This is a genomic window from Brevibacillus laterosporus (assembly GCA_007833815.1).
Lineage (GTDB): Bacteria > Bacillota > Bacilli > Brevibacillales > Brevibacillaceae > Brevibacillus_B > Brevibacillus_B laterosporus_D.
In genome coordinates, this window is sequence record CP033464.1 from 2407991 (window position 1) to 2419528 (window position 11538).

13 protein-coding genes are annotated in these 11538 nt (G+C 42.0%); all 13 read left to right on the forward strand.

Annotation, left to right across the window (positions count from 1 at the left end):
• Position 1: 1 nt before the first annotated feature.
• The 13 genes from mreD (at position 2) to EEL30_12765 (ending at position 11530) form a co-directional block, all read left to right on the forward strand.
• The gene (gene mreD, locus EEL30_12705) at positions 2-529 is read left to right on the forward strand and encodes a rod shape-determining protein MreD (protein QDX93088.1); all 528 of its coding nucleotides are present in this window, start codon (positions 2-4) and stop codon (positions 527-529) included.
• Between the two features lie 27 nt (positions 530-556).
• Positions 557-2959 carry a penicillin-binding protein gene (locus EEL30_12710; protein ID QDX93089.1) on the forward strand — a complete coding sequence of 801 codons (2403 nt, stop codon included), beginning with the start codon at positions 557-559 and terminating at the stop codon, positions 2957-2959.
• A 93-nt stretch (positions 2960-3052) separates the two neighbouring features.
• Positions 3053-3724 (forward strand): septum site-determining protein MinC, encoded by a 672-nt coding sequence (gene minC, locus EEL30_12715; GenBank protein ID QDX93090.1) that lies wholly within the window; start codon positions 3053-3055, stop codon positions 3722-3724.
• 29 nt (positions 3725-3753) lie between these two features.
• A complete protein-coding gene (minD, locus tag EEL30_12720; GenBank protein QDX93091.1) occupies positions 3754-4548 on the forward strand; it encodes a septum site-determining protein MinD in 795 nt (264 codons plus the stop codon).
• Positions 4549-4727: 179 nt separating this feature from the next.
• Positions 4728-5861, forward strand: coding sequence for a rod shape-determining protein RodA (gene rodA, locus EEL30_12725; protein QDX93092.1), 1134 nt, complete (start codon positions 4728-4730; stop codon positions 5859-5861).
• A 233-nt stretch (positions 5862-6094) separates the two neighbouring features.
• A complete protein-coding gene (locus EEL30_12730) occupies positions 6095-6295 on the forward strand; it encodes a cold-shock protein (GenBank protein ID QDX93093.1) in 201 nt (66 codons plus the stop codon).
• Between the two features lie 153 nt (positions 6296-6448).
• Entirely contained in the window at positions 6449-7252 is an 804-nt protein-coding gene (locus EEL30_12735) for a M23 family metallopeptidase (protein QDX95756.1), read from the forward strand.
• The gene (locus EEL30_12740; GenBank protein QDX93094.1) at positions 7245-8087 is read left to right on the forward strand and encodes a stage IV sporulation protein FB; all 843 of its coding nucleotides are present in this window, start codon (positions 7245-7247) and stop codon (positions 8085-8087) included. The genes EEL30_12735 and EEL30_12740 overlap by 8 nt, the downstream gene beginning before the upstream one ends.
• 103 nt (positions 8088-8190) lie before the next feature.
• Positions 8191-9702 carry an Rne/Rng family ribonuclease gene (locus tag EEL30_12745; protein QDX93095.1) on the forward strand — a complete coding sequence of 504 codons (1512 nt, stop codon included), beginning with the start codon at positions 8191-8193 and terminating at the stop codon, positions 9700-9702.
• Positions 9703-9852: 150 nt separating this feature from the next.
• The gene (gene rplU / locus EEL30_12750) at positions 9853-10167 is read left to right on the forward strand and encodes a 50S ribosomal protein L21 (protein ID QDX93096.1); all 315 of its coding nucleotides are present in this window, start codon (positions 9853-9855) and stop codon (positions 10165-10167) included.
• Positions 10167-10523 carry a ribosomal-processing cysteine protease Prp gene (locus EEL30_12755; protein QDX93097.1) on the forward strand — a complete coding sequence of 119 codons (357 nt, stop codon included), beginning with the start codon at positions 10167-10169 and terminating at the stop codon, positions 10521-10523. The genes rplU and EEL30_12755 overlap by 1 nt, the downstream gene beginning before the upstream one ends.
• A 5-nt stretch (positions 10524-10528) precedes the next feature.
• On the forward strand, positions 10529-10822 hold the full coding sequence (locus EEL30_12760) for a 50S ribosomal protein L27 (protein ID QDX95757.1): 294 nt from the start codon (positions 10529-10531) through the stop codon (positions 10820-10822).
• Positions 10823-10945: 123 nt separating this feature from the next.
• Complete coding sequence (locus tag EEL30_12765) at positions 10946-11530, forward strand: sporulation protein (protein ID QDX93098.1); 585 nt, start codon at positions 10946-10948, stop codon at positions 11528-11530.
• Positions 11531-11538: the final 8 nt, after the last annotated feature.

Genomic DNA, 11538 nt, shown 5'->3' on the forward strand with positions numbered 1-11538 from the left:
TATGTTTTCACGAACGAAATTGTCCCTCTTTTTACTAATGTTGTTTATATTGGAAGGATCGGTCGTACAAGTTTTTGTACCGAGTGCATGGGGGATGTCTTACGAGACAATTCCCCGCTTTGCTTTGGTCGGAACAATCCTGATTTCTTTGTTTATCGGTAGACGAGAAGGATTACTATATGGATTGGTCTTTGGGCTGTTACAAGATGTTGTTTTTGGTCATATCATTGGTGTGTATACGTTATCTATGATGGTAGCAAGTTACCTTGCTGGACTGGTCTTAATGCTATTTCATCGTAGCTTTGCCGTGGTGTTTACAACTCTTCTTCTAGTTCTGTTTGGACATGAGTGGCTTACTTATACACTATTCCGTTTGTTTGTTACCAATCCTGTAGATGTGCAGTGGACACTTACTCACGAAATCTTCCCGACGGTTCTTCTTAATATGGTGTTTGCGGCATTCGTCTATGTGCCAATGAAAAAGCTTTGTTTGCAAGTGCAAGAAAACAAAGAGCGCTCTCATGAGTAGGATCTGACAGAAGGAGGAGTAGCTCGAATGGGAGAGAACCAAGAACAACCTAAATCCCATATTGCCACTAGATTAAACGTTTTGTTTTTTTTCGTATTTCTGTTTTTTGCTGCTGTTATTTTACGCCTTGCCTACGTACAAATCGTAGAAGGAGAACAATATCAGCACGATTTAGAAAAATATAGTATTAGACAATTGCCAATACCTGCACCCCGTGGTCGTATCTTAGATGTGAACCACAATGTGTTGGTCTCGAATAAGCCTGTCTTTACCGTTACGTACACCTCTGAGCAAAAGCGGGCGGTTGACGAAGAGGCAGTAGCTGAAAAATTGACAGGCTTGCTCCAAATGGACGAAAAGATGGGTACCGACAAAGAGTTGGTTAAAAAAGCAACTGAACTACGTACGACATTGCCTGTCACTTTAAAGCCTGAGCAATCTCAGAAGGTAATCCAGCAATTGACTCCCAAAATTAATGCTCTACCAAATCCTTCTCATCTAAAGGGAATGAAAGACTATGATTTGGTAAAGACAGCTTTTTCTTTGGGACTTACAGTTCGTTCACCTTTTGATGAAAATGATCGTGAAGCTTTGCAAAAAAAATTGCCAGCAACGATTAATGTAGACGGAAAGAACGTGGATACAAAGACAGCGTATGATCGAGAATTGTTAAAGTACATCATCACCGCAAACATCCCGTACCCAATTGCTCTTGAAGACAAAGTAAAGGAATCTTTGCAAAAAGAAGTAAATTTGCTCTTAAGTAAGATGCCTACTGTAAATGAGCTTAGTAGCAAAACAGATGCAGAATTACTTCAGTATACTGCCATGTTTGATTTGGATGTTGCATTGCCACTTACACCTGAACAACGCAAGTATCAGTGGCATCGCATTAGTATCTTAAATAGTATTCGAGATTATAGCATGCCTAAATTTATTCCTCGCCGTATCAAGGAGAATGCTACCGAAATTGAAGTAGCCAAAATCAATGAAAATTTAAGTGAATTGCCTGGTATTAATGTAATCGTTGAACCTGTTCGTCAAATTAGGCAAGATGAGGATGGAGCCTTTGCTACACATATCCTTGGGTATATCAGTCCTATAAATGCAAGTCAGGTCAATGAGTATCTCGCAATGGGGTATTCCAAGACAGATCGCATTGGTGTCGAGGGTTTAGAGAGATATTATGAGAAAGATTTACGCGGAAAAGATGGCATTATGGACGTGCAGGTAAATAAGGATGCAGAAACGGTAGTGAAAGGACAATCTCGTGCAGCAATACCTGGTAATGACTTGGTCTTGTCCCTAGATTATCGATTCCAAAGTAAAGTGGAAGAAATCCTGAAACGAAATGTCAATGAGATGAGACGTTCTGCCAAAGGAAAAGTAGATTCTGCTTCAGCCGTCGTGATGAATCCTAATACGGGTGAGGTTTTGGCCTTGGCCAACTACCCTGACTATGATTTAAATCTTCACTATAATCGTAAGCAATTCAATGAAAACTATGAGAAAGTGGTTGCTCCCGCGCAGCTTAACAACGTAACACGGGGTGTCTTTCCGCCAGCTTCTACGGTTAAACCGATTTCGGTGATGATGGCTTTACAAGAGAAGCTAGTTACACCATATGAGTCGATTTATGATCCAGGCTATTTCCAGTTCGGTGATGTAAAGAAGCGTAACTGGAAACTGAGTGGTCATGGTCAAGTTGACGCAAGGCGGGCAATAGCCGTGTCCAATAACACGTACATGTACACAATGGGATGGAGATTGAAGGAGCGCGAACTAGCAAAAGGAAATAGCTATCGTGAATCCTTCAAGGTTATTAGTTTTTACAATCAGCAATTTGGACTAGGTGTTAAAACGGGCATTGATTTGCCGAGTGAAAAGTCAGGCTGGCCAGCTCCGACATTTGAAATGGGACGTATTGCCGATGCTCTTATTGGACAGTATGATAGTTTTACGCCTATACAATTAGCCCAATATGTTTCTATACTCGCAAATGGTGGCTATCGAATCCGTCCGCATATGGTTAAAGAAATCCGGAAGGGGTCCGTTGATCCGAAGACCCCAGGTGATGTGATTACAACAATAGAGCCAAAGGTATTAAATAAAATTGATATTGACCCAAGCTATCTCAAGCTAGTCCAAGAAGGGATGCGTCGTGTTACACAAGGAGAAGGTACTGCAGCGAGAACATTAGCTGGTCTACCATTTAGTGTCGCTGCTAAAACAGGTACCGCTCAAACAGGAGGAACAACTTCTGATAACTCCTTGATCCTCGGGTATGCACCTTACGAAAAACCAAAGATATCCTTTGTGGTAGTAGTTCCTCATTCTGGAGGCCATGGTTCAGATAAGATTGCACGTGAAATGCTGGAGGCGTATCATGCTCTGTATCCACTTAGTAACACGGTAACGCCGACAGAGTAGGCTTTTTAAGACAAATTCGCTGAGATTTTTGGCAGCGAGGCAGGAGTTTGTTCCGTAAATGGCGAATGGTAACGGTCGAGGTGAAACATCTCCATGAATACGACCAAAAGTAAAGTAATCATCAAAGGGACCAAAGATGGGCTTGTCTTTTTTATGGACGAGACTTGCTCATTTTCGGAGCTATTGGATGATTTGCGTGAAAAAATTGAGCACAGTCATCAACAAATTTTAAGTGGTCCTCTCATCAGGATCACATTAAAGCTTGGGAAGCGTTACTGTACTCCAGAACAACAGGAAGAGTTAACGCAGATTATTCGAACGAAGGGTAATCTGGTTATTCATATGATCGACTCGGATGTGATTCTAAAGGAAGAAGCATACAAAGAAGCAAAAGCTCCCGGATTGATTGTACAAACAAACACGGTTCGTTCCGGTCAGGTATTGGAATACGACGGAGATATTTTGTTACTAGGGGATGTTAATCCTGGTGGTACGATAAAAAGTACAGGCAGTATCTTCGTGTTAGGTAATCTTCGTGGTGCAGCGCAAGCGGGGACGAATGGCAACAAAGATGCTGTGATCGCCTCCGCTTCCTTGCACCCTACCCAACTGAGGATTGCGGAAGTAATCAGCCGTCCGGGAGATGAATGGTCGGACTATAGCGGTACCACCGAGTTTGCTTATTTAGAAGAGGATCGGATGGTGGTCGCTAAAATGAACTTTTTGCATCGCTTACGTTCAGATATGGGTGAGAAGAAAGCATAACGGTACGGAATGAAGGAGAGGGAGCATAAGTGGGTATTGCAATAGTTGTTACTTCAGGAAAAGGCGGAGTGGGTAAGACCACCTCATCTGCTAATATAGGAACCGCATTGGCTCTCAATGGCCAGAAGGTGTGCATGGTAGATACAGATATCGGATTGCGCAATCTGGATGTGGTCATGGGACTGGAGAATCGTATCATATACGACCTGATTGATGTAGCGGAAGGTAGCTGTCGCTTGCAACAGGCTTTAATTAAAGATAAGCGTTTTGAGACACTGTCGCTATTACCAGCAGCACAGACCAAAGATAAATCGGCCATCACACCAGAACAAATGGAAGATATTGTCACACAACTCAAGCGTGACTTCGACTATGTCATTATTGATTGTCCAGCAGGTATTGAACAAGGATTCCGCAACGCTGTAGCTGGAGCAGATCAGGCTATTGTTGTGACGACGCCGGAAAAGGCAGCAGTACGTGACGCGGATCGTATCATTGGTCTTCTTGAACGTGAGAATGTAGGTATGCCAAAATTAGTAATTAATCGAGTGCGGTCCCATATGGTCAAAAATGGCGATATGCTAGATGTGGAAGACATTCTTGATTTGCTTGCCATTGATTTACTAGGCGTAATTCCTGATGATGAATATATCATAAAATCAGCCAATTCAGGTGAGCCAGCAGTTATGAATCACGAGTCCCGTGCGTCTCTTGCATATCGAAATGTAGCAAGGCGTTTATTAGGAGAATCAGTTCCCTTACTACCGCTTCAGGTTAAGCCAGGAGTTTTTCATAAGTTCCGTAAGTTTTTTGGCTTAAAATAAGGAAAGCTAGTCAAGAAATAGGAGAGAGAACAGGGGTATACTCCTGTTTCTTTTTATCTCAACAAAGTGTATCTAAGGTTCGGTTAGTGCCATAGGTTTGGTTTTCCAAGTTTTCTTTACATGTCAGAATAATATAAGACTTACAGATACTAGACCTTATATATGCACGGGGGAAAAAAATGGATTTTGAAAAACGATATATAAAGCAGCTGGATTGGTTGATTCTGTTAATCCTCCTGAGTCTCGGCCTGTTTAGTTATCTTGGTATTAGTGGATCTGCTCCAGGGGTGGCGACAGCAAATCGACAGCTTATGTGGTATGGCATTGGATTTGGTGTATTGTTTTGTACACTGATTGTCGATTATCGTGTGTTTAGACAACTATCGTATGTAGCGTACGCCGGAGGATTAGTTTTGCTTTTTGGTGTATTTTTTACAAAGGTTATTAACGGGGCTACTAGTTGGTATAATTTAGGGGTTGTTTTATTTCAACCATCGGAACCTATGAAAATTTTTACGATATTAGCTGCTGCACACTATATGTCTAAGCATGAGGAAAAATTGGGTAAACCCTATTATCTCTATGAATGGTGGCCTGTATTTCTGATTGTTGGGGTACCGCTTCTGATGATATTTAAACAGCCTGATTTGGGTACTGCTTTAGTTTTTTGTGCCATACTAGCGACCATGTTGATCGTTGGCGGCATCAGAGTACGCCACATGATTACATTTAGTGGAATTTCTACCTTTTTTGTGGGATTAGTTACCTATGTTTATATGTACCATAAGGAAGATATCTTTTTTAAATTGATTAAACCTTATCAATGGGCTCGTATTGAATCTTGGTTAAACCCGTATCATGATCCGGTAGGGCAAGGGTTTCAGCTTTTACAATCCCTTATTGCTATTGGATCAGGACAGTTAACGGGAAAAGGCTTACAAACGGCTACACAGGCTAGCTTGTTATGGGTACCCGTTGGTGAGAGTGATTTTATTTTTACGGTAATTGCTGAACGTTTGGGTTTTATTGGTGCAGGAATTATGATGATTCTGTTTTTCGTATTGGTCTATCGGATGATTCGGATTGCTATGGAATGTAATGATCCATTCGGTGCCTATGTGGTATCAGGTGTGGTTGGAATGCTTACGTTTCAAATCTTCGAGAATATTGGAATGACCATCCAACTAATGCCAATTACTGGTTTGCCGTTGCCGTTTATTAGTTATGGTGGAAGTTCTCTTCTGACCAATTTTTTAACAATAGGGGTAGTATTAAATATCGGAATGAGGAAGCAGAAACTTAGTTTCGATTAAGTTAAAAATCGTGACAAACCAATAAATGTGTGATATATTCAAGATAAGTTAACCATTTTACTTACCTAGTGATTTGATGGATTGGATGATATGCCGTGCTTTTTCAGAGATAGCGTCACCATGTGATCAAGTCTCTGTTGGGCACGGCTTTTTTCCTTGAAACAAGCTTTAAGTGATGGTTAACAGATATTTTAATCGTCTGAAAAGGCGAACATTTCTAGGAGGTTTTTTCCATGCAACAAGGTACTGTAAAATGGTTTAACGCAGAAAAAGGTTTCGGCTTCATTCAAGTAGAAGGCGGAGAAGATGTATTCGTACACTACAGCGCTATCCAAACTGAAGGTTTCAAAACTCTTGAAGAAGGTCAAAAAGTTGAGTTTGAAATCGTTCAAGGTAGCCGCGGACCACAAGCTTCTAACGTTAATCGTCTGTAAGTTAAATAGTATAAAAAGAAACAGTCTCTCAGATGAGGGGCTGTTTTTTTGCATTTGTTTCAGGGATGCAGAGCTTGGTTTTACATAGTCATATCCCTCCTAGACAAGTCATATACTCCAAGTAAAGCTTGGCCTGAAAAAGGGGTGGAACGCATGTTTGATGAGAGGGAACGGGTAAAGGAGAGAAGACGGGAAAGAAAAGAACAGCTTCTCTTACAATCGCGCGATAGTATGCCGCCACATATCGATGATCTGCACGATCCGTTGGAAAGAGTGCTTATCCCGGATCAATATTCAAGAGCCACTGATTTTGCGAAGGAGACAGCCCCTAACAAACCAACAGGGTATCATCTGAAATGGCAAATTTATCTTTCGTTAGCGGTTATTGTAATCGCGTATATCTTATTAAAAAGTCCTTTTGGCGTTCCGAATACATGGCGAGAATTATCTAGAGAGGTGATGACGCGCGACTTTAATTTTGAGGGTGTGGCTGTTTGGTATGAACAAGTCACAGGTCACTCGCCAAGCGCGCTACCAGTCCTTTTTGATAAAAAAGAGAAAGAGAGCGTGCCAGCGACCGCCTCTCAAATAAATAAATGGAGTATACCTAAAGAGTGGAAAATAGCGAAGGCGTACGATTCTCAAAGTGCCAAATTGGTTGTTGATTTAGGGAAAAAAGGAGAAGTCCTAAACATGGATACCGGTTGGGTAACTTCTATTGCGGAGAAACCTGGTTATGGTACTACTGTAATCATTCAATATACCAATGGTCGAGAGGCTTGGTATGGAAATGTTGAAAAAGTCAACGTATCTGTAAACGACTGGCTAAATAGAGGTGACCTTATTGGAATTGCCAAATCTTTTATGGATGAAGAGGTTAACACGCGTTACCTATTTATGTCGATGAAACAGAACGGGGAGTTCATTAATCCATTGGACGTGATTTCATTTGAGTGACTTTTGGCCAGGCGGTATTCGTGTCCGCATTCACCTTTTATTTTGGTTGGTCATTGGTCTAGCTGTAATGGCTGGCTATTTTGTAGAAACGATTGCATTGTTCATTATTGTTCTTATTCATGAGCTTGGTCATATAGCGGCTGCCCGTGAACTGGGCTGGGAAGTAAAAGAGATTCAACTGTTGCCTTTTGGTGGTGTTGCAATCATGGAAGAAGCTCCGACAGCAGATGCTATCGATGAGATTGTCGTAGCCCTAGCAGGCCCTTTTATGAATATCGTTATGATTTTTTTTTCTCTTTTATTTTGGTGGTTGGGAATATGGTCGGAATCTTGGGCCACCTTTTTTATGAAAAGTAATATGATGATTGCTTTATTTAATTTATTACCGATGTGGCCACTAGATGGTGGGCGCATTGTGCAAGCGATCCTAACATCCTGTATTCCTTATCGGAAAGCGGCGATTTTATCATTTGGTAGCAGTTGTGGATTTGCAATTTTACTAATGGTAATAGGAATTTGGTTTTTTCATGCTAATCTAACTGCTGTTGCGATCTATTTGGCTTTTAGCAATGGGCAGGCATATAAACGATTTCCTTATCAGTTTGTTCGCTTTTTACATAAAAGATATCAGGGAGCACCTAGACTAGATCGCATGGAGCCAGTTCGTGTTTCATCGTCTTTATCAGTTTGGGAAGCTACTCATAGACTACAAAAAGGTAAATATCATTTGTTTTATATTACAGGTAAACAGGGTGGTGTACTGACTGAAGAGAATTTGCTCTATGCTTGTTTAGTGGAGCGGCGTCAGCGGGAATGGATTAGTAGCTTGTTATAGCTTATTACGGATCTAGTTATATCAAGCAGTCCTGCTATTTTTCAAATCGAGTAGAAATGCGTTACAATAGGGGGATAGGACAGACCTCCAGGAGGAAGATTAGTTGAACAAAAAACAACAACGTGCTCTCCAACAAATTATCGTGAGCCGTGATATAGAGGAAACGCGTATTGCTGTCATGGAAGCAGGACGACTTGCTGAGTTGACAATGGAACAAGCTAGACAAATGGTAGCAGTCGGCAATATTTACAGAGGAAGGGTTAAAAAAGTCTTACCAGCCATGCAAGCTGCCTTTATAGATATCGGAGAAGAGCAGGAAGCGTTTTTATATATTGACGAGGCTTTGCCCCCTGGCTGGAAAGTACAGAACCGTGGGGCAGCCAAACCTAATATCCGGACATTGGTGCAAGTAGGCGAGGAAAAAATTGTTCAAATTAGCAAGGAAGCGATGGGGAGCAAATCTCCAAGACTTACTTCTGAAATCAGCTTGCCAGGACGCATGCTGGTTTATTTGCCGTCAGCAGGGCTTGTATCCTTGTCACGTAAAATTGTAGATGGAGTAAAACGTGAGAGACTGCGAACGTGGGCAACCGATAGCTTGGTTGAGGGAGAAGGTATCATTATAAGAACGATGGCCGAGGATGCTTCCCTGGAGCATTTGCAAACCGAACTTGATTTCCTACGAGCAAAATGGAGGGAGGCTGTGCAGGAAGCAGGAAAGAAAAAAACACCGTCCCTCCTTTTATCAGCGGATCATGCAGTTACGCGCCTATTGTTAGATCGTTCTGAAGATCAGCTGTCGGAAGTAGTGGTGGATGATGCAGTGTTGTATCATGAGCTTAGAGCACAGGCTAAGGCTATTCATCCAGCCATGTTTAATAAAATTCAATTTTATCAAGGGAAAACCTCTGTGTTAGACTCCTATGGGGTCGACAAAGAAATTGAAAAAGCCCTATATAGGCAGGTATGGCTGAAAAACGGTGGTTTCTTGGTAATTGATCAGACGGAAGCTATGACCGTTATTGATGTTAATACAGGAAAATTTACGGGCAAGAGTGGTCAGCAATTGGAAGATACTGTGACGGCAACAAATGTGGAAGCAGCCCAAGAGATTGCTAGACAGCTACGACTTCGGGATATCGGCGGTATCATCATCATCGATTTCATAGACATGAAGCAGGCTAGAAATCAACAGCTTGTACAAGAAGCCTTGCAGAGGGAACTGGAAAAAGATGCTACCAATAGTTATGTGATGGGTTTTACACAATTAGGCTTACTGGAAATGACACGGAAAAAGGTGAGAAACAATCTATCCTCCGTTCTGACTAAAGCATGCATTACTTGTAGTGGTAAGGGAAGGATTTTAACGGAGCAGGAAGTAGCAGGACGTTTTATCAGAGAGGCTAAAGCATTGATCCGAACACAGGAAGCCGAGGCTATCGTAGCTGCATTTCATCCTCATGTTTATCAGTATGTACAAGCAGAGGGCAGACGTGAGAGGTTTATGGAGGAATGGGGTGTAATGGTTCAATTTATTTCACGTGAAACCATGCATCCAAGCGAGTATCAGATTTTACATGTTGGCAAAGAGGTTGATTCCAAACGTTTTTCTTGACCTTTTTAGCTGGGTATGATATCCTCTGATTGTTATGCAGCTATGCTTGTACCTTGAAGCATACTGTAACCGCGCGAATCAGGTTTAATTAAGCTGGTTTTCGAAGCCACACCTGCATGAGGCGAGTCTGAGTATAGGAGGTGCAATAGAATGTACGCAATTATCGTAACAGGTGGTAAACAATACAAAGTTGAAGAGGGTGCTACCCTTTACATCGAAAAACTAACTGCTTCTACTGAAGGTGAAACAGTTACTTTTGATCAAGTATTGTTCGTAAGCAAAGATGGTAAAGTAACTGCGGGTACTCCAACTGTAGCTGGTGCAACTGTAACAGCGAAAGTTGAAAAGCACGGTAAAGGTGAAAAAGTTATCGTGTACAAGTACAAAGCAAAGAAAAACTATCGTCGTAAGCAAGGTCACCGTCAACCGTTCACTAAAGTTGTTATCGAAAAGATCAACGCGTAATGGTTAAGGTCGAAGTAATTCGATCTCAGGCGGGCATTGCAGAGATTGCTATGACAGGGCATGCCAATGCTGGTAAATACGGGGAGGACATTGTTTGTTCTGCTGTATCGGCCATTATTTTAGGCAACCTGAATGCGGTACATCTTTTGCTCGGTTTGAAACCGGATGTGGAAATGAACACAGAAGAAGGCGGATTTTTAAAGTGGCAGCTTTCATCTTTGGATGATCTGGCTCTTGAAGAGAAGCAACAACTACTGGCGGAAAGCACTGTGGTTGCTCTACTGGGTATTTCCCAAAACTACGGAACATATATTTCTGTACAAGATCCAAAATGGCAAGGGGGTGCTCACTCATGATGAACATGCTATTCACTATGGACCTGCAATTCTTCGCATCCAAAAAAGGGGTAGGTTCTACAAAGAACGGTCGTGACTCCATCGCTAAGCGCCTTGGTACAAAGCGTGGCGACGGCCAATTCGTAAAAGCTGGTAACATTCTTGTTCGCCAACGCGGAACAAAAATTTATCCAGGTGCTAACGTAGGCATCGGCGGCGACGATACTTTGTTCGCGAAAGCTGACGGAATCGTTCGTTTCAAACGTCTGGGCCGCGATCGCAAGCAAGTTGTGATCGAACCAGTTGTTGCTGAAGCGTAATAACGACAAGAAGCTAAAACCCAGCCAATCGCTGGGTTTTTCTTTTTACGCACTCTCCTTTACTCTACTCGTACTTATGTTAAAATGAAAGATGGAATCCATATAAGTGACAGGTGGGAAAACATGAAGGACGAACAAAGGTTTATTACGGATCATGCGGACACGTTATTGCGGATTTTAAATCAGGAACGTCATGATTGGCTCAATCATTTCCAGGTTCTCCATGCTTATTTGAAGTTGGGGCGCTACCAAGATGGGGAGTCTTACCTGCATAAAGTGGCGGAGGAAGCCCACCGTGAAAGTATGATTGCCCGCATAAACTGTTCGCGTTTGTCTGCTTTCTTTTTGACGTTTAATACGTTAAATAAAGACATAATAGTAGAGGTAGAGATTAAAACACAGGTGGATGTGACCAAGCTAGAGATGCAAAGCGATAGCTTTTTTTATTTGATTTCAACTTGCATCGGGCTATTACAGCATCACTTGCTTACGGAACAAGTGGAACATCCTCACTTAGCGGTGACGTTGTTTCACTCAGATAATGAAGTATTTGCCAGCTTTGACTTGGAAGGTCAGGTCTCTGCATTAGTTGCAGGGGAAGTGGAAAAGCTTATTCATGATCATAAGGGTATGGCCAAGCTCGTAAGTGAACAAATACATACCGACACAGGCTGGATTGCTGAAATGAGCTTTCCTTGCAAAATGTAGAGAGGTGG